This window comes from Mycobacterium pinniadriaticum (assembly GCF_026242045.1).
Taxonomy (GTDB): domain Bacteria; phylum Actinomycetota; class Actinomycetes; order Mycobacteriales; family Mycobacteriaceae; genus Mycobacterium; species Mycobacterium pinniadriaticum.
Window position 1 is genome coordinate 26,321 of sequence record NZ_JAPJDO010000023.1, and the last position, 25,918, is coordinate 52,238.

Sequence of the window (25,918 nt, forward strand, 5' to 3'; positions counted from 1 at the left end):
GATCATAACTTGAAGCGCTTCAAGTCAAATACCGATTGTGTGATCGCTACGACTGCGGACGAACCTCGAGCACGTCGCGGAACAACGCCTGGCGCAGCGCGAGTTCTCGGGGGTCGCTGTACAGGTGGAACCCCAGTCTGTTCATGACATAAGCGAATCCCACCCCGGTATCGGGGTCGGCGAACCCGAATGATCCTCCGAAACCCGGTGTGCCGAAGGCCTTGTCGCTGGAGCCGAAGCTGAGTTGGGGAAGCGGTTTGGCGAAGCCCAGTGAGAACACGGTGTCGACATTGAGGACTTTGTCGCGCAGACCCTTGCTGGGCGGGATCGGTGGCGCCGCGAGCGCTGCCAGAGTTGCGGCGCTGAGCCCGATCTCGGAACCACCCGTCGCCGCGCTCCCGTAGAGCGCAGCGACTGCCCTGGCGGTGCCGATGCCGTTGCTCGAGGGCATCTCGACGGCACGCACCGCGTCGCGGTTGTAGTCGCCGGCGAACGGGTCCACACCCTGAGGGAGGGCGGTGCTCCGGGCGGCGAGCCCGACGGGATTGAGTGCCGCGGCCAGGAACCCGGCCGGCATCTCCTTGAGGTGAAGCAGCGTCTCGACCCGTTTCCAGCTGTGCAGCGCGGCGACCCGTTCGCGGCTCACGGCGTCGGGCAGTCCGATGTGCAGATCCAGTCCGAGCGGTGTGGCGATCTCCTCGGCGAGAAATCGGCCCACCGTGCGCCCCGCCGGGTCGGTCCGGCGGATCAGCTCGGACTGGTACCAGCCCAAGGTGATTGCGTGATAGCCGTGCCGGGTGCCGGGCCGCCATGCCGGTGCTTGGGCGGCAAGCATGGGTGCGAGCAGGGCCGGGTTGGCAACGTCGTGCAGTGTCGGTTTGGGTGCCAGTGCCGACAAGCCTGCCTGGTGGGCCAACAACTGGCGCACCGTCACCTCATCCTTGCCGGCTTGCGCGAATTCCGGCCAGTAGTCGGCAACTTTCGCGTCGTAGGACAGCAGGCCGCGGGACACCGCCACGGCGAAGGTCAGCGCGGTGATGCCCTTCGTCGTCGAGAACATGTTCACCATGGTGTCGGGCCGCCACGGCGCCTTCGTCAGCCCGTTGCGGTAGCCGCCCCAGAGGTCGACGACCTTGACGCCGTCCCGGTAGACGGCCACGGCCGAGCCGATCTCCTTGCCGGAGGCCAGATTCGCCCGGAACGCGTCGGCGACTTTCCCATAACCCTCGGCGACGTCGCCGCTCATCGAGTCGGGCGGCACCGCAACTTTGAGAACCATCGAGCCCTTTCCGTTGCCGAGAGGATATGTCGACGCCCCGCGCGCCAAGGGCGCATTCGCCTGTGTCGGCCCCTACGATCGCCGGGTGGCTGATCGCTATGGCGCCGACGTACTGGCCAACAATCCGCACCATTCGCGCCGGGTTCGCTCGACGGAACAGGCCGTCGAGCTGGGAATGGTCGTCGAGGATCCGCAGTCGGGTTTCGTCGGCGCCGTCGTGGGTGTCGAGGGCAACCGGGTCGAGCTGGAGGATCGTCGGGGCCGGCGGCGGGTGTTCCCGCTCGGCCCCGGCTTCCTGTTCGAGGGCAATCCGGTGATCCTGACCGGGCCGCGCCGGTCCACGCCCCCCGGCGCGCAGCGCACCAAATCAGGGTCGGTGAAGGTGGCCGACGCTCGGGCCAAGGTGGCGCTGGCCAGCCGTATCTACGTCGAAGGACGCCACGACGCCGAACTCGTCGAACAGGTATGGGGAGAGGACCTTCGGGTCGAGGGCGTCGTCGTGGAGTATCTCGGCGGGGTCGATGACCTGGCCGGCATCGTCGAGTCGTTTCGGCCCGCCCCCGGGCGGCGCCTCGGCGTCCTGGTCGACCACCTGGTGGCCGGCTCCAAGGAGGCGCGGATCGCTGAGGCGGTCCGGCGTGGTCTGGGCGGAGAGCACACGCTGGTGGTGGGCCATCCCTATGTCGACATCTGGCAGGCCGTCAAACCCGAGCGGGTGGGTCTGAAGGAATGGCCATCGGTGCCGCGCAACGTCGAATGGAAGCACGGGATCTGCGCGGCGCTGGGCTGGCCCCACCGAGATCAGGCCGATATCGCCCGGGCCTGGCAGCGCATCCGCTCCTCGGTGCGGGACTGGACCGACCTGGAGCCGGCGCTGATCGGACGGGTCGAGGAACTCATCGATTTCGTGACGCAACCCGCCTGAGGTGCGTTCACGTTGTGTGACGCATATCGCAGGTCGGATCCGCCGACTTTCGGTGTACAGTCGTTCACTATACGAGCTTGACCGCCGACTGCAGTCTGGTCGTCCTCACCCGATGCCGGCCGACGCGGTACGACTTGATTCGGAGCCACACCGTTATGACTTTCGCCCTTGATGTGCCAGAAGACGTTGCCCACGTCCGCGACTGGGTGCACCAGTTCGCCGCCGATGTGGTGCGTCCCGCGGCCGCCGAATGGGACGAGCGCGAGGAAACCCCCTGGCCGCTGATTCAGGAGGCCGCCAAGGTCGGCCTCTACACCCCGGAACTCTTCGCCGAGATGTCCGCCGAACCCTCCGGCATCGGCATGCTGACCGTGTTCGAGGAGATGTTCTGGGGCGACGCGGGTATCGGTTTGTCGATCCTGGGCACCGGGTTGGCCGCGGCCGCGCTGGCCGCCAACGGCACCCCGGAGCAGATCGGGCAGTGGCTGCCCGAGATGTTCGGCACGCCCGGCGATCCGTTGCTGGCCGCGTTCTGCTCCTCTGAGCCGGGCGCCGGCTCGGATGTCGGCTCGGTACGCACGCGCGCCCGCTACGAGCAGGCCACCGACGAATGGGTGCTGGACGGCACGAAGACCTGGGCCACCAACGGGGGCATCGCCAACGTCCACATCGTGGTCGCCTCGGTCCATCCCGATCTGGGCACCAGGGGGCAGGCCACCTTCATCATTCCGCCGAACACGCCCGGGTTCTCCCAGGGGCAGAAGTTCAAGAAGCACGGCATCCGCGCGTCGCACACCGCCGAGGTGGTGCTGGACAACGTGCGCCTGCCGGGCAACCTGATCCTGGGTGGGATGGAGCGTTTCGAGCAGCGGATCGCCAAGGCCCGGGAAGGGCGGAGCACGTCCGGTCAGGCTGCGATGGCGACCTTCGAGCGCACCCGACCCGCCGTCGGCGCGATGGCGCTCGGGGTGGCCCGGGCCGCCTACGAGTACGCTCTCGAATATGCTTGTGAGCGTGAGCAATTCGGCCGGAAGATCGGCGACTTTCAGGCCGTCGGCTTCAAGCTGGCCGACATGAAGAGCCGTATCGACGCCTCCCGGCTGTTGATCTGGCGGGCCGGCTGGATGCAGCGCAACAACAAGCCGTTCACCTCGGCCGAGGGCTCGATGGCCAAGCTGCACGCCAGCGAGACCGCGGTGTATGTCACCGACGAGGCGATCCAGATCCTCGGCGGCAACGGCTACACCCGCGACTACCCGGTGGAGCGGATGCACCGCGACGCGAAGATCTTCACGATCTTCGAGGGCACCAGCGAGATTCAGCGGCTGGTGATCGCACGGCGGCTCACCGGTCTGCCGCTGCGCTGACTACGGTCCCAGGTCGGGTGCCCACGCCACACCGTTGATGTGGCTGCCGCCGTCGACGAACAGCGTGTTTCCGGTGAGATAGCGCGAACCCTCGCTGGCCAGGAACACCGCGACGGGGGCGATGTCCTCGTAGGGATCGCCCATCCGGCCCATCGGGTTGGCGGCGTCGGCGATCGCCTCGATCTCGGGATGCCCAGCGGTAACGGCCAGGAAGGCTTGGCTTTTGGCCGCGGGACAGATGGCGTTGACGGTCACTCCGGTCGGCGCCCATTCGCGCGCGGCGGTGCGGGTCAGCGTCCGCAATGCCTCCTTGGCCGAGTTGTACTCCAGCGATCCGATGTGGGCGTTGACGCCGTTGAGGCTGCACATGTTGATCACCCGGCCCCAGCCGCGCTCTTTCATGTGGGCGAAGGCCGCGCGCATCGCCCAGAACGGGCCGTAGTACCCCACCGCGAAGCCGTGGGCCAGCTCGTCGTCGGTCTTGTTCTCCACCCGCCCGATGGCCCCGCCGCCCCAGGCGTTGTTCACCAGGATGTCGATCGCTCCGAATTCGGAAACAGCTGTGGCGACCGCATTTTCGACCTGATCGTGGTGCGATACATCGGTGCCGACGAACAGCCCGCCGATCTCGTCGGCAACGGCCGAGCCGTTGGCGGGGTCGAATTCGGCGACCAGCACCCGGGCGCCCTCATCGGCGAATCGGCGGGCTATTCCCGCCCCGATTCCCGCGCCGGCCCCGGTGATCAGCGCGACCTTGCCGTCCAGTGCTCCGGTCATCGGGCGGCCAATCCCGTCGCGATGAGCTCGTCGGCCGCACCGCTGCCGTCGAGCTGGCGGGCGGTGCGCTCGACGATCTCCCAGCCGTGGCCGGCGCGGCGCAGCCGGATGAGATGCACGCCGGCGCGGGCTACGTTGTAGCCGTGCGACTCTCGCCGCACCAGCAGCATGGACTGGCAGATGGCGACGGCCTCGTCGCCGTCGACCGTCACCGCGGGCGGCCCGAAGAAATGGCAGCAGCCGCGGGCGATCAATCCCCGGTGCTCGTCGGAACGGACCATCGCGGCGATGTCGTCGCGGCTGGACATCGTCCAGTCGCCGGTGTCGTAGCCGCCGTCCACGGCCCAGAGCGCGGCGACGGCGTCAGGCTCGCCCGAGTCGACCAGTGGCCCGTACGAGGCGATGAGCCGGGCGATGTCGCGCTCATCCTCGAGCACGCGCAGGCGTCTCTCGAGTCGCTCCAAGGTGTCACTCACGGCGGTCTCCTCTCTACAACTCGTCGGCCAGTTCCCGAAGGGCGGCGAGCTGATCGCAGTAGTGGGCGGGGGAGTCGGCGGTCACCGACGCTGTGATGGCGGTGGCGCCGGCGTCGTGTAATGCTCTGAGACGCTTGGTGGTTCGCGTAGGCTCGGCAACCGGATCGACCGCGTGGCCGGTGGACAGTACGATGTCGAAGCCCGGCGGTGCGTCGACGGCGCTCAACATCGCCTCGATCTCGGCAGTGTTCAGGCCGAACGGGATCCAGCCGTCGGCCAGGCGGACCGCGCGGCGCAGTGAGCGCAGTGTGCGCCCGCCGACCCAGATCGGCACCCGCGGCTGCACGGCGCAGGGCTGCACCGCGAAGCCGCCGAACTGATAGTGGCTGCCCTGGTAGGCGGGCCTCGTGGTGGACAGCGATGCGCGCAGGGCCCGGATGGCGTCATCGGCACGTTCGCCGCGGCCATCGAAGGTCGCGCCGAGTAGATCGAATTCCTCGGCCAGCGAGCCGACGCCGACGCCGAGCACCAGCCGGCCCTCGCTGAGCCGGTCCAGCGTGCCGAAGCGCTTGGCGATTTCCAGAGGATGGTGGTAGCCGAGCACGATCACTGACGTGGTCAACGAGATTCGGCTGGTGTGGGCGGCCAGGAATCCGAACGTCGACAGCGGATCCCAGTAGGTCAGGCCGCGCTGGGCGCCTTCGTCGACGGGCACGGCGATGTGTTCGGCGCAGGTGAGATGGTCGAAGCCGAGTTCGTCGGCGGTGTGTGCGATGTGCGCCAGGTCGGCGACTCCTGCGTTGTTCTCCCACTCGGAGGATACCCCGGGCAGCTGCATCACCATCGGCGTCGACAGTCCGATCCGCACAGTGCTGTTCTAACCGGCGCCACACCCGCCAAATGCTTGCGTCCCGGTCATCGGGACCGCTACGGTGAGGTAGAACGAATTCTCGCCAGGCGGACAGGAGTGCTGATGACCGCGGCCCTGAGTGACACCGCTCCCGCATCGATGCTGGATCGGTTCACGGCCATCATCGATGCCTTTGAGGACACGTCCGCAGGGCTGACGCTGGACCAGATCGCCGCGCGGGCACACCTGCCGCGGTCGACCACACATCGCATTCTGGATCAGTTGGTGCGGTTGCAGTGGCTGACCCATTCCGGTCGGGGTTATCGGCTTGGGGCGCGCACATCGGCCTGGGGTGCGGGAGACAGCGCGGATGTCCGGCTGCGTTCCGTTGCGGCACCTGTTTTGCACGAGCTGCAGTTGCGCACCGGCGCCGTGGTGCATCTGGGACTGCTCGACCGGGGCGAGATCGTTCATCTGGACAAATTGGGCGGGCCGTCGGCGCGTCAGGTTCCGACATCGGTTGGCGTGCGGATCCCCGCACATCGGGTGGCCCTCGGTGTGGCGGCGCTGGCCGGGCTCTCTCCGGAGGACGTTGTCGCCGAATTGAGCCATGTGCGCGGTTGGGAGCCCGACGCCGCGTGGTGGGGCGAATTGCACAAGGTCCGTCGGCGAGTGGTGGTACGCCACGGTGACTATGCCGCGCCGATGCTGTCGGTGGCGGCGACGATCGGTTCGCGTGCGGCGATCGGAATCGTCACCTCCGACCGCGTGCTGGCGCAGCGTTGTCAGCCACTCGTCGCCGCGTCGGCGGCGCGGATCGCTCGGGTGTTGGCAGGCGCGACGAACTAGTTCACCTAGGCGGCGTCGCCGTCTTCGCCGTCGGGTGGGCGGTCGTCACTCAGCAACCGTTCGGGGTGGTGGTAGTCGTTGATGCCGCCGCGCAGCATGGGGAGTTGGGGGTGGTGGGATCCATTCGGTGTCGCCGCCTGCGAGTTTCCTTGTTTTCCAGCCGCCGGTTTCGATGAGTTCGTTGTCGGGGTGGCAGGCCAGGGTGAGGTCGTCGATGTTGGTGGTGCCGCCGTTTTTCCAGTCTTGGGCGGCGTGGTGGGCGCCGCTGTGGTAGCCGGGTGCGTCGCAGCCGGGCCGGGTGCAGCCACGGTCTTTGGCGTGCAGCATGATGCGTTGGTCGGCGGTGGCGATGCGTTTGGTGCGGCCCAGCCACAGGGCGCGTCCGTTCACCCCGTCGAAGAGCGCGAGGTAGTGGTAGGCGTGGGTGGCCATCCGGATGAGGTCCGGGATGGGCAGCAGGGTGCCGGCGGCGGTGACGGCGTGGCCGGTCTTGTTCTGCAGGTCCTGCACGGTGGTGATGACGGTGACGGGTAGGCCGTGGTGTTGGCCGAATGTCGGATCACCTAATTGTCCGCGCACCAGGGCTTTGAGGGCGTCGTGCTGGCGTTGGCCGTGACTGCGGACATCCCGGCCGGCGACCTCGCCGGTGGGTGTGGTGGTGGGATTTTCGTCGGCTGGGTTGTAGACCCCGGGGGCGGCGAATTTGGCGAACCAGGCGTCGAGCGGCGCGGAGTTCGGGGTCGGCGACCAGTGTGGCTTCACTCATGCCGTCGGGGCGTTGGCGGCCCTTCCAGGTGAAGCTGCGCCTGCGGGCGCGGTCTTCGTCGGAGAACAGTCCGTCCGGATTCAGCAGGACAGCCAACTGGGCGGCGACTTTGTCCAACTGGTCGGGGCGCAGGGTGATCGCGTGCTCGGCCAGCGTGCGTTCGGCTTTCTCGACCTCGGCGGGCGGCACGTGGTCGGGCAGGTCGCGGAAGAACTTCTCAATCACCGCCAGGTGCTCACCGTCCAACAACCCGGCTTGCCACGCCGCCGCGGCGTCGGGGAGCAGCGGGGGCAACGGTTCGCCGGTCAGCGTGGTGCGGGGTGCCAGCTGGGCGGCGTCGCGGATGCGGCGGCGGGCGTCGGTGGGGCTGATGCGCAGCACATCGGCCAGCGTGATCGGCAGTGGTGGGCAGCCCTCGAACCGCTCCAACCGGGCCACCACGGCGTGCGAGACGGCGACCTGGCGGCGCCGCGCGGTCTCCAACCGCTCCAACACCACGAACCGCTCCGGCGGCGACAACACGTCGAGATCGACCGCGGCCAGGGCCTCGACCGCGTCGTCGAGCGCCTCCAACACCGCATCAATCGAACTCATGTTCGAAAGACTACGTCGACCCGCCGACAGGAAATCGCACCGTGCTTCCATCCGCTACTATCTGCGTATGAATGCAGATAGGCAGCTTGCTGACGACCACGCTCATCTGGTCGTGGAAGTGTTCCGAATGCTGGCCGATGCGACCCGCGTTCAGCTGCTGTGGTCGTTGATCGACGGCGAACTCGCCGTCAACGACCTCGCTGAATGCGTTGGCAAGCCGCCACCTTCGGTGTCCCAGCACCTGGCCAAGCTGCGAATGGCCCGTCTGGTGCGCACCCGCCGAGAAGGTACTCAGGTGTTCTATCGGCTGGAGAACGATCACGTCCGCCAACTCGTCACCGATGCGGTGTACAACGCCGAGCACGCTGCGGGTGGGACGCCCGCGCATCATCGGGGTGTGCACGAACTGCCGGGCCGGGGGAGCGCCTGATGGGTCACGATCACAGCCACGACCATGCCGACCGGATTGACGATGCCTTGCGCGACAGCGCCGCCGGGATCCGCGCGGTCAAGATCAGCCTCGTCGCGCTCGGCATCACCGCAGCACTCCAGATCGTCATCGTCCTTGCGTCGGGATCCGTTGCGCTGTTGGCAGATACGATCCACAATTTCTCCGACGCGCTGACCGCGATACCGTTGTGGATCGCCTTCTCGCTGAGCCGGCGCACCGCGACCCGCCGCTATACCTATGGCCTCGGTCGTGCCGAGGATCTCGCCGGCCTGTTCGTGGTGGGCGTCATCGCGATCTCGGCGGTCGTCGCAGCCGTGCAGGCGGTGAACCGTCTGCTGCACCCGGTGCCCATGTCGCACCTGGGCTGGGTGGCCGCTGCCGGACTAGCCGGATTCGTCGGCAACGAGATCGTCGCCGTGTACCGGATCCGGGTCGGCAAGCGGATCGGGTCTGCGGCGTTGCGTGCCGACGGAATGCATGCTCGCGCAGACGGTTTGACCTCGCTGGCCGTGGTGCTCGGGGCGATCGGCGTGGCTCTGGGTTTTCCGGCCGCCGACCCGATCATCGGTCTGATCATCGCCGGGGCAATCCTCGCCGTGTTGGTTGCCGCGGCGCGTGAGGTCTTCGCGCGACTGCTGGACAGCGTCGATCCCGCTCTCGTGGACACCGCCTACCACACCCTGAAAGCTCAGCCTGGAGTCCTTGGCGTTCAACGGGTTCGGATGCGCTGGGTCGGTCTACGCCTCGACGCCGACGTCGAACTAGACGTCGACCCGCAGCTCAGTCTTCGGCAGGCGCACGAGCTCGCCCATCACGCCGAGCACGCACTGACTCACGCCATCCCGAAATTGAACACCGCCGTCGTGCACGCATATCCGGCGCACGCGCACTAGCAGACGTACTCTTCTCCGATCCCCGCGGGCGGCGTCACCTGGCGCGCGCACGCGTAGGCGTCGACGCCTTCTGCGCTCAGGCGCACCGCCGCCTGGTGGGCGTAGTTCACGCAGAACAGGGCGTTGGTATCGGTCCGACAGCGGTAATCGCCGAACGACAGCGAGGTGTCGTAGGGCAGTGAGCGGCCCTGTCCGTACGCGAAACGGCCCGGGTCACCGTGTGCCGAGCCGACCTGGACACTGCCCCCGTCGAAATCGACCCAGCCGCCCTTCCACTGACCGTACGCATCCGGCGGCCGCGGCGGAGGGTTGGTCAGGTCCACGAGGCAGGCCAGCGCCGGGGAACCATGCTTGGCGTCGGTCATGCACGTCGTCCCCGCCGGCGTCGTGAACGCCACGTCCTCGCCGAGCTCGGTGGTGACCCCACCGCGCAAAGCGATGTGATACTGGCTGGCATCGATCGGTGGGGCGGCCTCGATCCACTTGATCGCGTCGGCGATCGGCATGCCGGCGGTGGGCGCGGGTGTCGACGAGGTCGTCGACGTCGTCTCAGACGGCGAGGTTGCCGTGCGTGACGGCGTGATCGGCGTCAGCTGGGTTTGGCCCACCTGGCTGCCTGTCGACCCGGAGCATCCCGCGACCAGCAGCGACGCGGTGAGCAACACGGCGATCCGCATCCCGACAGGCTAGCGGTCCGACGGCGTCGGGGTTGTCAGGCACGTCGGGGCGCGAGATGTTCGCTACCGTCGAGAGATGCACGAACACACCGTCCGCGCCACCACGGCCAGCGGCGTCGTCGAGGGGTTCACCCGTCACGGGGTGAACAGGTGGCGTTCGATTCCCTACGCTCGCCCACCGGTCGGGGCACTGCGATTCCGGGCGCCGCAGCCCCCGCAACCCTGGCGTGGGGTGCGCTACTGCCACGGTTTCGCCAACTGTGCCCCGCAGCAGCGGCGCTACACGATGTTGGGGGTGGGCAAGTACCAGCCGATGGGCGAGGACTGCTTGACGCTCAATGTCGTCACCCCGCAGTGGTCGGGCACCGAACCCGACCACGAGCCCCTGCCGGTCATGGTGTTCGTCCACGGTGGTGGCTACCTCATGGGCAGCTCGGCCACCCCGATCTACGACGGCGCCGCGTTGGCCCGCCGTGGCTGCGTCTATGTGTCGGTGAACTATCGGCTCGGCGCCCTCGGGTGTGTCGACTTGTCGACGCTGTCGACCCCGGACACCCCGATTGACAGCAACCTGTTTCTGCGTGACCTCGTCATGGCGTTGCGGTGGGTGCGCGACAACATCGGTGCGTTCGGCGGTGATCCCGACAACGTGACGATCTTCGGTGAGAGTGCCGGCGCACACGCCGTGGCGACCCTGTTGGCTGTTCCGGAGGCCGAAGGTCTTTTCGTCCAAGCCATTTCCGAAAGTCCCGCGTCCGGATTGGTGAGCGGCCCGGAAACCGCCGCGAAGATCGCCGGGAAGTTCGTCGCGCTGCTCGGGGCGGGTGCCGATGACGGGGCCGAGACGCTGATGCGGGCTCGGCCCAGGGATCTGGTCGATGCGCTGGACACCCTGCTGGTGCGCAGCCTCGACGACATGGACGGCGCCTTCTCGCTCGGACCGACCTTCGGCGACGACATCCTGCCCGACGATCCGGTCGTCGCGATGCGACGAGGCACGGCCCACAAGGTGCCGCTCATCGTCGGCACCAATGCCGACGAGGGCAAGCTGTTCACCCGGTTCCTCAAATTGTTGCCCACCACCGAGTCGGCGATAGAACGACTCCTGTCGAGTGCCGAACCCGAAGCGCGGGAACGCATCACCGCCGCGTACCCGGGGTATCCGCGACCCGAGGCGTGCGTACAGCTCGGCGGCGACTTCGCGTTCGGCACGGCCGCCTGGCAGATTGCGGAGGCGCACAGTGCGCACGCGCCCACCTACGTCTACCGCTACGACTACGCCCCGCGCACCCTGCACTGGTCGGGGCTGGGCGCCACTCATGCGACCGAACTGCTGGCAGTCTTCGACATCTACCGAACCCGGCTCGGGGCGGCATTGACCGCGGCTATCGACCGGCGTTCGGCGCTCAAGGTCAGCCACCAATTGCAGAGCCGGTGGCGCAACTTCAGCCGCACCGGCGTGCCGAGTGAGGACTGGCCGCGCTACAGCCATCCGGAGCGCGCGGTGCTGGTATTCGATCGGCACACCCGCGTCGAATACGACCCGCACCCTCATCGGCGGATGGCGTGGGAAGGATTTTCGCTAGCCAGTCGATAGCCTGGCCAGGCCTCAATTGACACCCGTCAAGAAATGGCCGCAAAACCCCTCGTGGGACGGCAAATCTGTCCTAGGTTGGTCGCGTGCAGACCAACGACACCGTCATCGAGCGTCCCAGCGATCTGACCGCCGAGTGGCTCGCCGCCGCCGTCGGGGCCCCGGTGAACGGATTCACCGTCGACCGCATCGGCACCGGCCAGATGAGCGAGTGCTACCGGATCGGGCTGAGCTACGCCGACGGTGGTGACGGACCGGCCTCGGTGGTGCTGAAGGTCGCGGCGACCGACCCGATGAGCAGGCAGACGGGACTTGCGCTGGGGCTCTATGAACGGGAAGTGCGGTTCTACTCCGACCTCGCGCCGCGCCTCGGTGGCCCGGTCGCGGAGTGCTATCACACCTCCTACGACCCCGAGACGGGCGTCTTCGCGCTGCTCCTCGACGACGCTGCTCCCGCCGAAGTCGGGGACGAAATCCGCGGCGCCACAATCGATGACGCCGTACTCGCGCTCACCCAGCTGGGCCGCCTTCATGCTCCGGTGATTGGCAGCCAGAGTCTTGCCGACGCGGAATGGCTCAACCGGGCCGCACCGCTCGACCAGGCGATGATCGGTCAGCTCTACGCCGCGTTCGCCGACCGGTACGGCGATGCGATCACCGCGGATCAGCGCCTGGTGTGCGAGCGCCTGGTGGAGAGCTTCGACGCATACCTGGCCGCGGAGTCGGTTTCCGACCGGATCAAAGGCCTGGTGCACGGCGACTACCGGCTGGACAACATGCTGTTCGGTCGCCCCGGTTCCCGGCGCGACCTCACCGTGGTGGACTGGCAGACCGTCACCTGGGGTCCGGCGATGACGGACGTCGCCTACTTCATTGGCTGCGCCGTCGCCGTCGAAGACCGCCGGGCGCACTACGACGAGCTGCTGCGCGCGTATCACCAGGGGCTCGGCCCTGATTCGGGGCTCACCCTCGACGACGTCCGGGAGGGAGTGCGGCGCCAGACCTTCGCGGGAGTGATGATGGCCGTGGTCTCGTCGATGCTTGTCGAGCGCACCGATCGCGGTGACCAGATGTTCTTGACGATGCTGGAGCGACATACCAGTCATGTGCTCGACACCGGCGCCCTTGACGTCCTGCCGGCGCCGGAGGCGCAGCCGGCGCTGACTCCCGACCCGGCCGATGAGGGCGCCCACCAGCCCGGTGAGGAGCCGCTCTGGAACGAGAGCTGGTACTGGGATTTCGCCGACCCGGCGCAGGGGATCGGCGGCTGGATCCGCCTCGGCCTGGTGCCCAACCAGAACGTCGCGTGGATCAACGCGCTGGTGTGCGGCCCCGACATGCCGACCGTCGCGCTGTTGAACTTCGAGGCACCGTTGCCCGCCGACCCGTCGGTGGCTGAGGCCGACGGCGCCGAACTGCGACACGGTGCGATCACGCCACTGCAGTCCTACCGGGTCGAAGTCCACGGCACCGCACAGGAATACGACGATCCATCGGCGCTACTGCGCGACGAGCCGGGTCGGCCGGTGGACCTCGCGATGGACCTCACCTGGACATCTGTGGGTGCACCCTACGCGTATCGCATCACCACGCGATATGAAATCCCTTGCACCATAACCGGAACTATCACCATCGCCGGGCGGGCCTACGAGTTCGAGGCGGTCCCGGGTCAGCGTGACCACTCCCACGGTGTGCGGGATTGGTGGAGTATGGACTGGGTCTGGAGCGCGCTGCACCTCGAGGACGGCACACATCTGCACGGTGTCGACATCCGGATCCCCGGCCTGTCACCGGTCAGCGTCGGCTACATCCAGCGCCCTGGTGCACCGGTCACCGAAACCACGGCTGTCACCGCCGATGCGACCTTCGCCGACAACGGATTACCGCTGACCACCAGCATTGTCTACGAGCCCGGCCCGGTGCAGACGACGATCGACATCCGTGGCCACGCGCCGGTCCGGTTGGTCGGACCAGAGGGCCAGATCAGCCAGTTTCCGCGGGCCTGGGTGGCTGTCGAAACCGCCGACGGCAGAAGTGGGGTCGGCTGGGTGGAGTGGAACCGCAACCTCTGAGTCGCCGATCAGAGCCGCGCGGAGTCGTCGTCGAGTTCGTCCCGGCGCAGAGCCATCGGAGTGGCCGCCGGAAGGTCACCGCCAGCGATGACCTTGCGGGTGATCGGCGTGAGCACTCCGAACAACCGCTCGACCGCGGAATCGTCGAGCGCGCTCAACGCGCTCAGTGCAAGGGTGTCGGTCCGCAGCTCGACATGGTCCTTCAACGCGCGGCCGGCGTCGGTGAGGGTGCCCGTGGAGGTGAGCAATCCGCGCTCACCGAGGGAATGTAGGCACCCGTCCCATTCCTCGTCGGAGTAGTCCCGGCTGCGCTTGATGAAATCGGCGGGCACTGCTCCGGCGGCCACGTGCAAGACGTTGGATTCGCGGCCGCTGATGCCTTCGCTCACCAGAACCGCCACATGACCGTCGCCGCGATGCTCGCGCAACAGGGTGGTGGCATGCCACAGGCTCGCCAGCGGACTGTCGGGCCAGGCAAGGGCGAGGTTCGCCGCGAACAGTGGGCGGCCGTCGACCGGAGCGTTGCGGGCCGCCCGCCCGGCCAGTTCCGCGGCCTCGGCCAGGCCCGGCGTCGCGTCGGCCAACCCGTAGCCCCGCAGCGCGGCGACCGCGGTCTCCTGGCGTACCCGGAGCATCTCGTCCGGTGTGGCGACCTCCCAGATCGCCGGCACCGCCTTGCGCACCCGTTCGGCGGAGAAGTTGTAGAACACCGCGGTCACCATTTCCGCCGGCACCTGCCCCAGCGGTGCGGAGCGAGCGGCGAAGTAACCCCGCCAGAACCCGACGAACCCCATGGCGTCCAGCACGGTCCGTACGCCCGGGGCGAAGTAGGTGACGGCGTGGACGGGTTCGTAGCGGTCGAAGAAACGGCGCGCCAACCCAGGTGTTCTGCTCACTGCTGTAGTGAACCACCACCGATGAACCCCTCGTCACAACGGGTTGCTTGGTATCTTGCACCCTGGCGAATGGCTATCCCGGGGAGGTCGTGATGCAACGGACAATGGTGCTTCCGCGGCTGGGCGCCGCGCTGGCGGCGGCCCTTGCCGGTGTGGCGTTGGCCGGATGCTCGTTCCATGTCAGCACCGGGGGCCTGTCGGTGTCGAAAACCGATCTCGAAAAGGACATCTCCCAGCGCCTGGAGAAGGCCGAGAAGAAGCCGCAGACGGTGACCTGCAAGGAGAATCTGCAGGGTGAGGTCGGCAAGAGCACCCGCTGTGAGGTGGTGATGAGCAGCACGAACAGCTTCGACCTCATCGTCACCGCCACCAAAGTCGAGGGCACCACGGTGAGTTACGACATGAGGCCGGCGATGTCGAAGGACCAGCTCGACAAGGAAGTTGCCGACCTGGTATCCCAGAGGGTCGCCCCCAACGTCACGATCGACTCGGTCAATTGTGAGGGCGGTCTGGACGGTAAGAAGGGGGACGAGACGCAATGCGAGATCACGGCCGGCGGCGTGACCTCGCAGCGGACCGTCGCCGTCACCAGGGTCAAGGGTCTGATGATGTACTTCAACGTGCTGCCCGTGCTGGACAAGGCGCAGGTCGAGAACTCGCTGTTGTCTCAGCTCGCGGCGCAGCTGGGGAGCCGGCCGGATTCTGCGGACTGCACCGACGACTTGGAGGGCAAGGTCGGCAATTCCATCACCTGCACCGTGGTCGCCGGACCGGAGACCCAGGACTTCACCGTGACCGTCACCGATGTCAACGGAGACCGGATCAACTACGACTACAAGCCCGCCGGTTGATCTCAGCCCTGCCCGAGGGACAGATCCTCAGCCAGCGCAACCGCCGATTCGTCGATGATGGCCCGCATCGCGCGCTCGGCTGCTACCTCATCTCGCAGTCGCACCGCCCGCGCCACCTCGTCGTGCAATTCGATCGCGGCCGGGTTGGGCCGGGTCGGCATCATGCCGTGGTGGGTTCGTCCCGCGAGTACCTCGCCGACCACGTCGTTGAGAGCCCGGAACATCTCGTTGCCACTGGCTTCCAGTAGCGTGCGATGAAAGATTTTGTCGGCCAATAGATATGCTTCCAAGTCGCCGGAGCGGCCATGGACCACCATGTCGGATACGGCGGCCGCCATGATCCGGCACTGATGCGGATCGGCGCGCCGGGCGGCGAGCGCTGCGGCGGCGGGCTCGAACCCTCGGCGCAACTCCGACAACGACATCAACTGCGCCGCACGGTCACCGGCATCCAGCCGCCAGCGAATCACCCTGGGATCGAACACATTCCATTTGGTGGACGGTTGAATCGTGATGCCCACCCGCCTGCGGGGCGCGACCATCCGCATGGATTCCAGTACTCGGATGGCTTCTCGGGCCACGGAGCGGGACACGCCGTGCTCGGCACTGACGCCGTCGAGGGTCAGAACCTGGCCGGGCTGGTAACGCCCGGAGACGATGCCCTCGCCGAGCGCGGTCAACACACTGCTGTGCAACTCGCTCACCACGGACTCTGACGTCACGGATACATCCTGTCATACCTAACAGCTAGTCCAATAAAACAGACTCATGTCAAGAACTGCTTGCAAACGTATGATCATTGATGCACTCTGTGTGGCATGGCGCACAGCAGGGTAGTCGCAGGCCTGACTCCACCGATCGTCGTCATGGGGGTGTCCGGTTCGGGGAAGTCGACGGTCGGCGCAGCGCTGGCCCAGCGGCTGCGGGTGCCCTTCGCCGACGCTGATGACTTCCACCCGCCGGCCAATATCGCCAAGATGACCGCCGGACACGCATTGGACGACGACGACCGGCATCCGTGGCTGGAGGCCATCGGCGAGTGGCTCGCCGCGCACTCCGACGGCGGCGTGATGAGCTGTTCAGCGCTCAAACGCAAATACCGCGATCAACTCCGGCGACACTGCGCCGACGTCACGTTCCTGCATCTGAGCGGGACCGAGGAGGTCATCGCGCGCAGGCAGGCCAGCCGCCCCGGTCACTTCATGCCGGCCTCGTTGCTGGCCTCGCAGTTCAACACCCTCGAACCGCTCGACGTCGACGAGCACGGAATCAGCATCGACGTCGACCAGAACATCGATTCGATCATCGACAGCTACCTGACCCGCACCGAAGGAGAACCACGCCGATGAACCTCAACGCGACGCTTCTGGCCGAAGCGCCCAAGTTGCCGACGCCGGTGGCCCCCGGCTGGCAGCTGATCCTGGCGTTCCTGGCCGGTATCGCGGTGATCGTCGTGCTCATCACGGTGCTGCACCTGCACCCGTTCCTGTCGCTGATCTTCGGCGCGCTGACCGTCGGCATCGTCGCCGGCGAGAACCTCGAGAAGGTCCTGAAGTCGTTCTCGGACGGCTTCGGTTCCACCGCAGCCGGCGTCGGCATCCTGATCGCGCTCGGTGCGATGTTCGCCAAACTGCTGGCCGACTCCGGCGGCGCCGACGAAATCGTCGACACCATCATCGGACATGCCTCCCCGCGAGCCCTGCCGTGGGCGATGGCCCTGGTGGGCGCGATCATCGGCCTGCCGATGTTCTTCGAGATCGGGCTGGTCCTGCTGATGCCGGTCATCTATCTGGTTGCCCGGCGCTCCCGGCTTTCGCTGATCACCGTCGGAATCCCGGCGCTGGCCGGGCTTTCCGCGATGCACGGTTTCGTTCCCCCACACCCCGGTCCGCTGACCGCGATCTCCTTGTTGAACGCCGACCTGGGCCTGACTCTGGCTCTCGGTGTGGTGGTGGCGATCCCGACGATCATCGTGGCCGGGCCGCTGTTCGGCAGGCTGGCCGGGCGATGGGTCGTCGTGGAGGCGCCCGATACGTTCGGTTCCGGCGCGGCGGCGCTGCGGGACGCTGGACCCGAAGCCGAGGTGATTCCCGACGAGAACCGCGGCACTCGCCGCCCGTCCTTCGGCGTGACGCTGTTCAGCGTGCTGCTGCCCGTCGTCCTGATGCTGGGCAAGGCGCTCGTCGACATCTTCATCGACGACGAAAACCAGTGGTTCCGAGTGACTTTCGACGTGCTCGGCACGCCGCTGGTCGCACTGCTGATCGCAGTCATCGTCGGCATCTTCACCCTCGGCGGCGGCGCCGGAATGTCCCGTCCCGACGTGATGAAGTGCGTGGAATCGGGCTTGCCGCCGGTCGCCGGCATCATTCTGATCGTCGCCGCGGGTGGCGGCTTCAAACAGGTGCTGGTCGACAGCGGTATCGGCACTCTGCTGGCCGATTGGGCCAAGGACGTGAACATTTCGGTGATCCTGCTGGCCTGGGTGCTCGCGGTATTGATCCGGCTGGCGACGGGCTCGGCGACGGTCGCCACCATCACCGCCTCGGCTCTCGTGCTCGGGTTGGTGGAGGGCCTTGGCAGCAGCCAGGTCTCGCTGGTCGTGCTCGCCGTCGGGGCAGGCTCGCTGTTCTTCTCCCACGTCAACGACGCCGGATTCTGGTTGGTCAACCAGTATTTCCGGATCAGCGTCGGTCAGACCATCAAAACCTGGTCGCTGATGGAGACAGTCTTGTCGGTGACCGGCCTGGTCGTCGTCCTGCTGCTCAGTCTGGTGATCTGAGGGCGGCGATCAGCCCTTGACCACCTGTGTGCCGCCGGCCAACTCATCGTGCTTGCCCTGCTTGGTCGGACTGTTGCTGATAGTCACGGCGATCACGATGTAGGCGATGAAGGCCAGGACACCACCCAGGAACGGAATGATCGTGAGCAGCGTGAACGAATTGCGGATCGCCGACTGTTGCAACGTCGGCTTGGGCGCCCCTCCGGGGCCGTGGACGCTGAGGCCCAGCAGTTTCTTTGCCGGGGTCCAGCCCTGGGTTATCTCGAACACGACGAAGTAGATGAACGTCAGCAAGCCCGAAAACAGGCCTGTGACAAGGATATTACTGGTTGCATCGACACCCAGCGCGAGCAGGAACGCGACGATCGAGACAATGATCCCGTCGATCAGGCGCGCGGCGAACCGCAGTCCAAGCCCGCCCGGCTGGCCGCCACCCGGTACCGGCGGCGGGTAGCCGCCCTGCCCCGGCTGGCCATACGGATTGGGCGGGGGATAGGCGCCGGGCGGTGGCGGGGGAAAGCCCCCGGCCGGGCCCGGCTGCGGCGGGGGGTAGCCCCCGGGCGGACCGTACGCGTTGGGGTCGTGGTCACCCGTGGTCATAATCGCTCCTCCCGCTGACGTTGGTCTGGCCCAATCTACCCTCCGGGCCAGATCCAGCAGGGTTTCGCCGCGGCTCGATCCGACGGGTCAGCGGCCGGCCAGTTTCCCAGCCCGCTTCTTGGCCTTCTTGGCGCGGGTGGCGTCCACCAAGTCGCCACCGTGATCCCTGGCGATGTCGGCGAATTGGGCGCCGCGCTTGCGCGCCGTCTCCAGTAGTGGAGCCGCCCGCTCACCGGCAACCACCGCTAGCTCTCGGCCCCGCTCGGCGCCAAGCTGAAGACCATGGCCCACCTTCGGGCCCACCTTGTCCAGCAGGTCGTTGTCCAACATGGTGTGAGTCGATCCAGGCAGACCGGCCGAGACCGCTTCGCTGACCTTGCGCGCGGCACGGCGACCACGCCATCCCAGCGACGGCTTGCCCGCAGTGTCGGCCGAGGCGATGATCAGACCGCCGAGCAGGCTCAGATCGGTCAGGAACGCGCGGCGCTTCTCGGCCTTGAGTTGTTGGTTGGACTCGTCCCAGAACATGTGCGCGCCGAGGTTGGCCGGTATCACCGTTCCCGCCAACGCGGCCGAGGCCAGGCGGGGCAACCGCCCCGAGGCCAGCAACAGCCCCCCGCCGATCTGCACCGCCGCGGTGATCGTCGCGAACGTCTCGGCATCGCTCGGGACCCCCGAGCCGACCGGCTCGGGCAGCTTCTGGAGGCCTTCGAGGGCGGGTCGAGCCGCTTCGGCGGCCGGTTTCGGGCTCCGGAAGGCCTCGAATCCCTGGCCGATGAACACCGCTGCCAACATGGGCCGGGCGATTCTGCGAATCAACATGGCGGCGGAGTTCCCTGCCCACTATGTGATCAAACCCGAGCGGTCACCCGTCGAAGTGCCGCGTCCATACCGGAAATACCACCCAACCGCTGAGTATCGCCACCACGGCCACGCCACCGGCGACGACGCCGGCCGTCTCGCCGATCACGGCTCCGAACACCACGACAGCGACACCCGCCAGCGTGGCACCCAGTAGCAGGAGTCCGCAGAATGCGAACCGGTGCGCTGCCGATACCAACGGCCGAAGCTTGTGCCGGCGAAACAGCAGCCGATGCATGCCGACCGGGGCGACCAACAGGACCGTGGCCGTCAAGGAACACGCCACCGTGACCAGATATGCGGCGTGCAGCCGGGAGCCGAGCTCGGCGAATCTGGACTGAAACGGCAGCGTGAGGAGAAATCCGGTGAGCAGTTGAACACCGGTCTGGGTGACCCTGAGCTCCTGCAGCAGACTGGTCCAATTGCGGTCCAGGCGCTCGACCTGGGTTTCCGACCGGGCCTCGGCGTTCCAGTGCTGATCCAGTTCGGGGTGGTCGACATCCACGTGATGGGCATTCCCCACTCGGGAATGGGCAAACCCCCGGCGCCGAGCTAGTCACCGCGCAGCGAATGCGCCATATCGGGTGAGCCGGCTCGTTCGGCCTGGGCCTCGGGCCCCGGCCCCTCGAAAGCGCGCCCCCGCTCCTCGGCCTGCGGGCTGCCGGTGAACAGGGTGGAGTCCGCGCGACCCCGTCGAGCGGTGCCGTCGCGGTGCTCCAGCGCGCCCGACGGCCCGCGGAACTGCTCGACCCGCCAGCGGGGAAGGGCGCCTGGGTTGGTGTCTTGCAGCCACCGGACCATGCCTTCGCGCACAGCGCATCTGAGGTCGAACAGCGCGCCGGCGTTGCTGGCGCTGACCAGCATCCGCACCCGCACATGACCGCCCACGGCGTCGGTGACCTGCAATACGCCGACGCGTCCGTCCCAGAGGTCGCTGGCCGACAAGAGCCGATCCAGTTCCGCGCGCATGCCATCCAGCGGGACGGTGAAGTCCACGTCGAGTTCGGCGGTGCCGAGCAACTCGGTCGCCTGTCGCGTCCAGTTCTGGAACGGGGTCGTCGTGAAATAGGTGCAGGGCAGTACCAGACGCCTCTCGTCCCACAGGTGTACGACCACGTAGGTGAGGGTGATCTCCTCGATCCGCCCCCATTCGTCCTCGAGCACCACTACGTCTCCGACCCGGATCGCGTCGGAGAAGGCGATCTGTATCCCGGCGAACGCCGCCCCAAGCGAGGTCTGCGCTGCCAGCCCCGCGACCACCGACAGCACGCCGGCGGATGCGAACAATGTTCGACCGAGGTCGACGAATGCGGGGAAGGTCATCAACGCCGCCGCGGTCCCGATGAGGATGACGACGGCGATCGCGATTCGGCGCAACAGGGTCACTTGCGTGCGGATCTTGCGGCGGTGGCGGTCCGCGTCGGTCATCTGGGTGTCCCCGCCACCGAACCGGCTGATGACCCGCTGCTCGGCGACCATGACCAGGCTGCTCAGCACCCAGGTCATCGCCGCGATGAGCATGATCACCAGGATCTGGTGGACGGGGTTGCGCCAGGGCGCGTCTTCATCGGTGACGCGGTCGAAAGCCGTCAGCGCGGCGATCATCATCAATGCCGCACGGGCCGGTCGGCGGGTGAGTGTGGCCATGTCGTCGAGCAGGGCGCTTCGCCGGCCCAGGCGGTGCAGCGTCCAGGACAATGCGACTCCGCACAGATATGCCAGGGCGATCGCCCCGGCGACCCAGGCGGCCATGATGGCGAACGTGGCGGCGGAGTTCAATTCACTGGTTTCAGACATCAGGCGGTTGCTTCTCCCGAAATCGGAACGTCATCGGTGTGGGGCCGACACTGGCCCTGATGAGGCGTACCCGTCCGACCGGCGTTTGAGAGGTGCGCCGAATCATTGAGACAGCTATCACACTGTGCGGCGCGGGTGATCTCAGGTCAGTAGCATCCGGGCCGAGGCCTCCAGCCTGCTGGCGATCTCCGTATAGGAGGCATAGCCCATCCCGGCGCGCACCAGCGCACCCGCGTAGAGCTGCTCGAGAGATTCGACCACGTCCGAATCGCATTGCGTGCCAAGCGCAGAGGTCAACCGCTGGTGAATTTCGCGGCCGATGCGGAATCGGAGGTGCTCGACATCGGGATCCTTGCCCAGTAGGGCCGTCGTGACCGCGCCGGCCAGTTCCGGCTCGTCGGCGACGAGCAGCGCGATGTGGCGGAGTACACCCACCACGCGGTCGACCGGATCGGGGGAGTCGTCGGGCGGGGCGGGTGTCGAGGCCAGCCGGCGCCAGAAAACCTCGGCGACCAGATGCTCCTTGGACGAGAAATAGGTGTAGGCCGTCGCCGCGCCGACACCCGCCTCGGCAGCCACCATCCGGATTGTCAGGCCGGAGAAGCCTTCCCGGCTCAGCACGTCCACCGCGGCGCGACCCAAGCGGTCGACCGTGGCGGCCTGCTTCGCTGTCAACCGGCGTCGCGTCGATTCCCGAGCTACCGGATCAGACACATGTCCGGACGCTACTACAACGTACCTGCACCGACAAGGTGCGCGCTGGCCATAGACCATCCCGGCGGGTTAGGTTCGGACCATGAGCCGCACTGACACCGCCCTTGCCGCGCAAACTTCCCGCCTTTTCGAATTGGCCGAGCAAGTGGTGGGCTTCATGCCCGCAGATGAGGGGCGCGCGCTCTACGACGCGGCGATGCGCTATCTGGACGGCGGCGTGGCGGTCGAGATCGGGACGTACTGCGGCAAGTCGACCGTCATGCTGGGCGCTGCCGCGGCGGCGACCGGCAGCGTGTTGTACACCATCGATCACCACCACGGATCCGAGGAGCACCAGGCGGGCTGGGAATTCCACGACACGACGATGGTCGATCCGGTCAGCGGCAGGTTCGACACGCTGCCGACCTTCCGCCGGACGCTGGACGCGGCGGGCCTCGACGACACGATCGTCGCGGTGGTGGGTAAGTCGCCGATCGTGGCCCGCGGCTGGCAGACTCCGCTGCAACTGCTCTTCATCGACGGCGGACACAGCGAGTCCGCCGCACAACAAGACCTCGAAGGATGGGCGAAATGGGTCGCCAGCGGTGGCGCGTTGGTCATCCACGACGTCTTCCCCGACCCTCGGGACGGAGGTCGACCCCCGTACAACATCTATTGCCGCGCTGTGGAATCCGGCCACTTCACCGAGGTCGGGGCGATGGGTTCGCTGCGGGTGCTGGAGCGCACCGGCGGCTCGGCGGGCGAGGATCCGGTCAGCGGCTGACGCATTCACAGTCGTAGTCGCCCTCCAAGCCGCGGGGCAGGTCGGCGGCGCGGAAGATGCCGCTGCCTCCGGTCGTCCAGGACAGCGCGTCCGCGGCCAGGATCATCGCGGCCCCGGTCCAGGTGGTTCGCTCGACCGGCCAGCGCTTGCCGTCGGCGAAGACCAGCCCGGTCCAGTACGAGCCGTCCCGTTCGCGCAGGTGCTGCATCGCGGCGAACTGGGTGAGGGCCCGATCCCGATCACCCATTGCATCCAGCGCCATGACCAGTTCGCAGGTTTCAGCTCCGGTCACCCACGGCCGGTCGTCGACGCAACGGATGCCCAGCCCGTCGACCACGAAATCATTCCAGCGCCGGGCGATTCGGGCGGTAGCGGCCGCACCGCGCAGCGCGCCGCCGAGAATCGGGTAGTACCAGTCCATCGAGTGGTGCGGCTTCTCGGTGAACGCGTCCGGGTGGTCGGCGATGGCGTGGCCGAGCCGGCCCAGGGCGACTTCCCATTCCGGCTGCGGGTCGTCGAGGTGGTCGGCGAGGGCAACCGCGCACCGGATGCTGTGGTACACGCTGGCGCATCCGGTCAGCAGGGCTTCCGGAAGAACTCCGGCCGGGCTTTGCGCCCAGTATATTTCGCCAGTACCGGCTTGTAGGTCGAGGACAAAATCGACGGCCGCGCGAACAGTGGGCCACATATGCTCGGCGAAGCGCTGATCACCGGTCACCAGGAAGTGATGCCAGACGCCCGCGGCGATATAGGCGCAGAAGTTGCTGTCGCTGTTGGCGTCTTCGATCACACCGCGGCGGTACTGGATGGGCCACGATCCGTCGGCACGTTGCTCGCGGCGGCACCATTCGTAGGCGGCACGCGCCGGCTCGAGCAGGCCGGCCACGGACAGGGCCATGGCGCACTCGACGTGATCCCACACGTCGGTGTGCCCGGTCTCCGACCACGGGATCTCGCCGGATGATTCCTGCACGGCCGCGATGGATTCCGCCGTCTGGCGGCACTGCTGCGGCGTGAGGATGCCGGCGACGCCCGGCACACCCTCGAGATCAGACGGGTGCGGCATTCGTGATCGGCTTCTCGAAGTAGAGTGCCACGCTCTTGCCGACAAGCGGATTGAGCGCGGCTTCGGCGATCCGGGTCAGCGCGGGCCGGGACATCATGTCCCACACCAGCAGCTGGTGGTAGGCCTTGACGGCCGGGTGGTCGGGCTTGTCCACGCCGACAGCGCATTTGAGCCACCAGAATGGGGAGTGCAGCGCATGAGCGTGATGGGAGTGGGTGAAGGTGAGACCACCGCGAACCAGCTTGGCCTGCAGCTCGTCGGCCTTGTAGATACGGATGTGACCGCCCTCGTTGGCGTGGTATTCGTCGGACAGCACCCAGCAGACCAGTTCGGGAAGCCACCGCGGCACCGTCACCGCGAGCTTGCCGCCGGGCTTGAGGACCCGGATCAGTTCGGCGATCGCGGCGTCATCCTCCGGCACATGCTCGAGGATCTCCGAGGCGATCACGCAATCGAATGTCGCGTCCGGATAGGGCAGCGCCAGCGCATCGCCGACGACGACCTGCGCCTTGGCCGATTTCGGCGCCTCGCCGGCCTGGCCCATCGCCTGCAGGAGCGTGTCGACTTCTGCCAGCTCGGCGGCATCCTGATCGAAGGCGATGACATCGGCTCCGCGCCGGTAGGCCTCGAAGCTGTGCCGACCGGCGCCGCAGCCGACGTCGATGACCTTGGTTCCCGACCCGATGTCGAGCCGGTCGAAGTCGACGGTCAGCATGGTTCGTCCACCGCCTCGATGCTGTCGGTGCGGCGGTGCCCGGCCCGCGCGATGGCCTTCTCGTAGACCCGCACCGTCTGCGCGGCGACCGATTCCCAACTGAACACGTCGAGCGCGCGGCGGCGTCCCGCGGTGCCCAGCCACTGCCGGCGCGCGGGGGATTCCAGCAGCCTGCCGAGCGCGGAGATCAGCTCGGTTACGTCGCCCGGCGTCACCAGGTCGGCGCATTCGCCGTCGGCGCCCAGGACCTCGGGCAGTGCCCCGGCGCGGCTGGCCACGATCGGCGTTCCGCTGGCCATTGCCTCCACTGCGGGCAGTGAGAAACCTTCGTAAAGCGAAGGAATACAGGCGATTTCGGCCGACGCGAATAGTCCCGCGAGTTCTTCGTCGGACAATCCGCTGGAGGTGTGCACGATGTCGCTGATGCCGAGATCGGCGATGAGTTTCTCGGTCGGCCCGTTCGGTTCCAGCTTGGCCACCAGCTGAAGCTGCAGGTCGTGGTCGGCGCGTAGCTTGGCGACCGCGTGCAGCAGGTGGCCGATTCCCTTGAGCGGTCGGTCCGCGCTGGAGATGGCGATGATGCGGCCCGCGACGCGCTGCTGATCGGACGGCTTGAACAGGTCGGTGTCCACCCCCAGTGGCACGACACGCAGTTGCTGCGGGCTGACTCCGAAGTCGTCGGCGATGTCGGTTGCCGACGATGACGACACCGTCAACAGGTCGGGGATGCTCCTGGCCACCTTCTTCTGCATTTCCGCGAAGCCATACCACCTGTGCACCAACGGCTTTCGCCACCACTTGGCGGCCGCCAGATCGAGCATCCGGTCTCGGGTTATCGGGTGGTGCACGGTGGCCACCACGGGAAGGCCCATCTCGGCGATTCGTAGCAGTCCGGTGCCCAGGCACTGATTGTCGTGCACGATGTCGAACTGGTCGAGACGGGCCGCCAGCAGCCGTGCGGCGCGCAGGCTGAAGGTGCGGGGCTCGGGGAAGCCCGATGTCCACATCGTGGCGAGCTCGAGCAGGTCGATTCGGTCCCGGATCTCGCTGGGCCGCGGCACCCGGAAGGGGTCGGGCTCACGGTAGAGATCCAGGCTGGGGACCTTCGTCAGCCGAACCCGCGGATCGAGGATCTCGGGGTAGGGCTGGCCGGAGAAGACCTCGACGTCATGTCCCAGTTCCACCAGCCCGCGGCTGAGGTGCCGGACGTACACGCCCTGCCCGCCACAGTGGGTCTTGCTGCGGTAGGACAGCAACGCAATCCGCATATTCACGCTCCTGCAACGTCCATGACCGATACGGC

General features: G+C 67.3%; 26 protein-coding genes and 1 pseudogene. 11 read left to right on the forward strand and 16 right to left on the reverse strand.

The genetic code is table 11. From position 1 onward, the window contains the following. Window positions 1-46 precede the first annotated feature (46 nt). On the reverse strand, window positions 47-1,279 hold the full coding sequence (locus ORI27_RS21905) for a serine hydrolase domain-containing protein (protein ID WP_265999196.1): 1,233 nt from the start codon (window positions 1,277-1,279) through the stop codon (window positions 47-49). An 85-nt stretch (window positions 1,280-1,364) separates the two neighbouring features. On the opposite strand from ORI27_RS21905, the gene ORI27_RS21910 reads away from it, so the two are divergent. Both ORI27_RS21910 and ORI27_RS21915 read left to right on the forward strand, forming a co-directional pair. Further along, complete coding sequence (locus ORI27_RS21910) at window positions 1,365-2,204, forward strand: DUF3097 domain-containing protein (protein WP_265999195.1); 840 nt, start codon at window positions 1,365-1,367, stop codon at window positions 2,202-2,204. A 155-nt stretch (window positions 2,205-2,359) separates the two neighbouring features. After that, on the forward strand, window positions 2,360-3,571 hold the full coding sequence (locus ORI27_RS21915; RefSeq protein WP_265999194.1) for an acyl-CoA dehydrogenase family protein: 1,212 nt from the start codon (window positions 2,360-2,362) through the stop codon (window positions 3,569-3,571). On the opposite strand, the gene ORI27_RS21920 is transcribed toward ORI27_RS21915, so the two are convergent. From ORI27_RS21920 to ORI27_RS21930, 3 genes are read right to left on the reverse strand one after another with little or no spacing between them, the layout of a single operon-like run. Beyond that, on the reverse strand, window positions 3,572-4,348 hold the full coding sequence (locus ORI27_RS21920) for an SDR family NAD(P)-dependent oxidoreductase (protein WP_265999193.1): 777 nt from the start codon (window positions 4,346-4,348) through the stop codon (window positions 3,572-3,574). Next, a complete protein-coding gene (locus tag ORI27_RS21925; RefSeq protein WP_265999192.1) occupies window positions 4,345-4,824 on the reverse strand; it encodes a nuclear transport factor 2 family protein in 480 nt (159 codons plus the stop codon). Before ORI27_RS21925 ends, ORI27_RS21920 begins: the two co-directional genes overlap by 4 nt. A 13-nt stretch (window positions 4,825-4,837) precedes the next feature. Further along, on the reverse strand, window positions 4,838-5,692 hold the full coding sequence (locus tag ORI27_RS21930) for an LLM class F420-dependent oxidoreductase (protein ID WP_265999191.1): 855 nt from the start codon (window positions 5,690-5,692) through the stop codon (window positions 4,838-4,840). A 105-nt stretch (window positions 5,693-5,797) separates the two neighbouring features. Here ORI27_RS21930 and ORI27_RS21935 point away from each other — a divergent pair, with 105 nt between their 5' ends. After that, a complete protein-coding gene (locus ORI27_RS21935; protein ID WP_265999190.1) occupies window positions 5,798-6,523 on the forward strand; it encodes an IclR family transcriptional regulator in 726 nt (241 codons plus the stop codon). A 5-nt stretch (window positions 6,524-6,528) separates the two neighbouring features. On the opposite strand, the pseudogene ORI27_RS33195 reads toward ORI27_RS21935, so the two are convergent. Then, window positions 6,529-7,883: pseudogene (locus tag ORI27_RS33195) on the reverse strand (HNH endonuclease signature motif containing protein). Window positions 7,884-7,950: 67 nt separating this feature from the next. Here ORI27_RS33195 and ORI27_RS21945 point away from each other — a divergent pair. Together ORI27_RS21945 and ORI27_RS21950 are read left to right on the forward strand one after the other, a co-directional pair. Beyond that, the gene (locus ORI27_RS21945) at window positions 7,951-8,313 is read left to right on the forward strand and encodes an ArsR/SmtB family transcription factor (protein WP_265999189.1); all 363 of its coding nucleotides are present in this window, start codon (window positions 7,951-7,953) and stop codon (window positions 8,311-8,313) included. Further along, window positions 8,313-9,227 (forward strand): cation diffusion facilitator family transporter, encoded by a 915-nt coding sequence (locus ORI27_RS21950; RefSeq protein ID WP_265999188.1) that lies wholly within the window; start codon window positions 8,313-8,315, stop codon window positions 9,225-9,227. Before ORI27_RS21945 ends, ORI27_RS21950 begins: the two co-directional genes overlap by 1 nt. Here the strand turns inward: ORI27_RS21950 and ORI27_RS21955 are convergent. Then, the gene (locus ORI27_RS21955; protein WP_265999187.1) at window positions 9,224-9,904 is read right to left on the reverse strand and encodes a hypothetical protein; all 681 of its coding nucleotides are present in this window, start codon (window positions 9,902-9,904) and stop codon (window positions 9,224-9,226) included. The two genes, ORI27_RS21950 and ORI27_RS21955, sit on opposite strands and share 4 nt — an antisense overlap. Window positions 9,905-9,980: 76 nt before the next feature. Between ORI27_RS21955 and ORI27_RS21960 the strand changes: the two genes are divergently transcribed. Then, on the forward strand, window positions 9,981-11,501 hold the full coding sequence (locus ORI27_RS21960) for a carboxylesterase/lipase family protein (RefSeq protein WP_265999186.1): 1,521 nt from the start codon (window positions 9,981-9,983) through the stop codon (window positions 11,499-11,501). Between the two features lie 83 nt (window positions 11,502-11,584). Then, window positions 11,585-13,570: a DUF7064 domain-containing protein gene (locus tag ORI27_RS21965; RefSeq protein ID WP_265999185.1), complete on the forward strand. Its 1,986-nt coding sequence runs from the start codon at window positions 11,585-11,587 to the stop codon at window positions 13,568-13,570. A gap of 8 nt (window positions 13,571-13,578) precedes the next feature. Here ORI27_RS21965 and ORI27_RS21970 read toward each other — a convergent pair whose 3' ends face one another. Then, the gene (locus ORI27_RS21970) at window positions 13,579-14,466 is read right to left on the reverse strand and encodes an SCO6745 family protein (protein WP_265999184.1); all 888 of its coding nucleotides are present in this window, start codon (window positions 14,464-14,466) and stop codon (window positions 13,579-13,581) included. A gap of 92 nt (window positions 14,467-14,558) precedes the next feature. Here ORI27_RS21970 and ORI27_RS21975 point away from each other — a divergent pair, with 92 nt between their 5' ends. Further along, entirely contained in the window at window positions 14,559-15,317 is a 759-nt protein-coding gene (locus ORI27_RS21975; RefSeq protein ID WP_265999183.1) for a DUF4333 domain-containing protein, read from the forward strand. A 2-nt stretch (window positions 15,318-15,319) separates the two neighbouring features. Here the strand turns inward: ORI27_RS21975 and ORI27_RS21980 are convergent, their stop codons facing one another. Then, window positions 15,320-16,039: a FadR/GntR family transcriptional regulator gene (locus ORI27_RS21980; protein WP_265999182.1), complete on the reverse strand. Its 720-nt coding sequence runs from the start codon at window positions 16,037-16,039 to the stop codon at window positions 15,320-15,322. Between the two features lie 123 nt (window positions 16,040-16,162). On the opposite strand from ORI27_RS21980, the gene ORI27_RS21985 reads away from it, so the two are divergent. Further along, on the forward strand, window positions 16,163-16,666 hold the full coding sequence (locus tag ORI27_RS21985; RefSeq protein ID WP_265999222.1) for a gluconokinase: 504 nt from the start codon (window positions 16,163-16,165) through the stop codon (window positions 16,664-16,666). Continuing rightward, window positions 16,663-18,099, forward strand: coding sequence for a GntP family permease (locus ORI27_RS21990; RefSeq protein ID WP_265999181.1), 1,437 nt, complete (start codon window positions 16,663-16,665; stop codon window positions 18,097-18,099). Before ORI27_RS21985 ends, ORI27_RS21990 begins: the two co-directional genes overlap by 4 nt. Before the next feature lie 9 nt (window positions 18,100-18,108). Here the strand turns inward: ORI27_RS21990 and ORI27_RS21995 are convergent, their stop codons facing one another. From ORI27_RS21995 to ORI27_RS22015, 5 genes are all read right to left on the reverse strand, one after another. Continuing rightward, window positions 18,109-18,699, reverse strand: a complete 591-nt coding sequence (locus ORI27_RS21995) for an RDD family protein (RefSeq protein WP_265999180.1) — start codon at window positions 18,697-18,699, stop codon at window positions 18,109-18,111. Window positions 18,700-18,786: 87 nt separating this feature from the next. Further along, window positions 18,787-19,521: a DoxX family protein gene (locus ORI27_RS22000; RefSeq protein ID WP_265999179.1), complete on the reverse strand. Its 735-nt coding sequence runs from the start codon at window positions 19,519-19,521 to the stop codon at window positions 18,787-18,789. Window positions 19,522-19,564: 43 nt separating this feature from the next. After that, the gene (locus tag ORI27_RS22005; protein WP_265999178.1) at window positions 19,565-20,065 is read right to left on the reverse strand and encodes a DUF6328 family protein; all 501 of its coding nucleotides are present in this window, start codon (window positions 20,063-20,065) and stop codon (window positions 19,565-19,567) included. Between the two features lie 47 nt (window positions 20,066-20,112). After that, the gene (locus tag ORI27_RS22010; protein WP_265999177.1) at window positions 20,113-21,357 is read right to left on the reverse strand and encodes a mechanosensitive ion channel family protein; all 1,245 of its coding nucleotides are present in this window, start codon (window positions 21,355-21,357) and stop codon (window positions 20,113-20,115) included. A gap of 141 nt (window positions 21,358-21,498) precedes the next feature. Next, window positions 21,499-22,071, reverse strand: coding sequence for a TetR family transcriptional regulator (locus ORI27_RS22015; RefSeq protein ID WP_265999176.1), 573 nt, complete (start codon window positions 22,069-22,071; stop codon window positions 21,499-21,501). 82 nt (window positions 22,072-22,153) lie between these two features. On the opposite strand from ORI27_RS22015, the gene ORI27_RS22020 reads away from it, so the two are divergent. Beyond that, window positions 22,154-22,834 carry a class I SAM-dependent methyltransferase gene (locus tag ORI27_RS22020; RefSeq protein WP_265999175.1) on the forward strand — a complete coding sequence of 227 codons (681 nt, stop codon included), beginning with the start codon at window positions 22,154-22,156 and terminating at the stop codon, window positions 22,832-22,834. On the opposite strand, the gene ORI27_RS22025 is transcribed toward ORI27_RS22020, so the two are convergent. From ORI27_RS22025 to ORI27_RS22035, 3 genes are read right to left on the reverse strand one after another with little or no spacing between them, the layout of a single operon-like run. Further along, on the reverse strand, window positions 22,824-23,900 hold the full coding sequence (locus ORI27_RS22025; RefSeq protein ID WP_265999174.1) for a prenyltransferase: 1,077 nt from the start codon (window positions 23,898-23,900) through the stop codon (window positions 22,824-22,826). The genes ORI27_RS22020 and ORI27_RS22025 overlap by 11 nt on opposite strands. Continuing rightward, window positions 23,884-24,615, reverse strand: coding sequence for a class I SAM-dependent methyltransferase (locus ORI27_RS22030; protein WP_265999173.1), 732 nt, complete (start codon window positions 24,613-24,615; stop codon window positions 23,884-23,886). Before ORI27_RS22030 ends, ORI27_RS22025 begins: the two co-directional genes overlap by 17 nt. Next, window positions 24,609-25,883, reverse strand: a complete 1,275-nt coding sequence (locus tag ORI27_RS22035) for a glycosyltransferase family 4 protein (protein ID WP_265999171.1) — start codon at window positions 25,881-25,883, stop codon at window positions 24,609-24,611. The genes ORI27_RS22030 and ORI27_RS22035 overlap by 7 nt, the downstream gene beginning before the upstream one ends. Between the last annotated feature and the right edge of the window lie 35 nt (window positions 25,884-25,918).

Excerpts from the sequence above, each read along its gene's own strand:
- ORI27_RS22025 (WP_265999174.1), bottom strand. The coding sequence starts at position 23,900 with ATGCCGCACCCGTCTGATCTCGAGGGTGTGCCGGGCGTCGCCGGCATC.
- ORI27_RS21920 (WP_265999193.1), bottom strand. The coding sequence starts at position 4,348 with ATGACCGGAGCACTGGACGGCAAGGTCGCGCTGATCACCGGGGCCGGC.
- ORI27_RS21990 (WP_265999181.1), top strand. The coding sequence starts at position 16,663 with ATGAACCTCAACGCGACGCTTCTGGCCGAAGCGCCCAAGTTGCCGACG.
- ORI27_RS22035 (WP_265999171.1), bottom strand. The coding sequence starts at position 25,883 with ATGCGGATTGCGTTGCTGTCCTACCGCAGCAAGACCCACTGTGGCGGG.
- ORI27_RS21975 (WP_265999183.1), top strand. The coding sequence starts at position 14,559 with ATGCAACGGACAATGGTGCTTCCGCGGCTGGGCGCCGCGCTGGCGGCG.
- ORI27_RS21905 (WP_265999196.1), bottom strand. The coding sequence starts at position 1,279 with ATGGTTCTCAAAGTTGCGGTGCCGCCCGACTCGATGAGCGGCGACGTC.
- ORI27_RS22020 (WP_265999175.1), top strand. The coding sequence starts at position 22,154 with ATGAGCCGCACTGACACCGCCCTTGCCGCGCAAACTTCCCGCCTTTTC.
- ORI27_RS21995 (WP_265999180.1), bottom strand. The coding sequence starts at position 18,699 with ATGACCACGGGTGACCACGACCCCAACGCGTACGGTCCGCCCGGGGGC.
- ORI27_RS21945 (WP_265999189.1), top strand. The coding sequence starts at position 7,951 with ATGAATGCAGATAGGCAGCTTGCTGACGACCACGCTCATCTGGTCGTG.
- ORI27_RS21960 (WP_265999186.1), top strand. The coding sequence starts at position 9,981 with ATGCACGAACACACCGTCCGCGCCACCACGGCCAGCGGCGTCGTCGAG.
- ORI27_RS21915 (WP_265999194.1), top strand. The coding sequence starts at position 2,360 with ATGACTTTCGCCCTTGATGTGCCAGAAGACGTTGCCCACGTCCGCGAC.
- ORI27_RS22030 (WP_265999173.1), bottom strand. The coding sequence starts at position 24,615 with ATGCTGACCGTCGACTTCGACCGGCTCGACATCGGGTCGGGAACCAAG.
- ORI27_RS21955 (WP_265999187.1), bottom strand. The coding sequence starts at position 9,904 with ATGCGGATCGCCGTGTTGCTCACCGCGTCGCTGCTGGTCGCGGGATGC.
- ORI27_RS21950 (WP_265999188.1), top strand. The coding sequence starts at position 8,313 with ATGGGTCACGATCACAGCCACGACCATGCCGACCGGATTGACGATGCC.
- ORI27_RS21935 (WP_265999190.1), top strand. The coding sequence starts at position 5,798 with ATGACCGCGGCCCTGAGTGACACCGCTCCCGCATCGATGCTGGATCGG.
- ORI27_RS22000 (WP_265999179.1), bottom strand. The coding sequence starts at position 19,521 with ATGTTGATTCGCAGAATCGCCCGGCCCATGTTGGCAGCGGTGTTCATC.
- ORI27_RS22010 (WP_265999177.1), bottom strand. The coding sequence starts at position 21,357 with ATGTCTGAAACCAGTGAATTGAACTCCGCCGCCACGTTCGCCATCATG.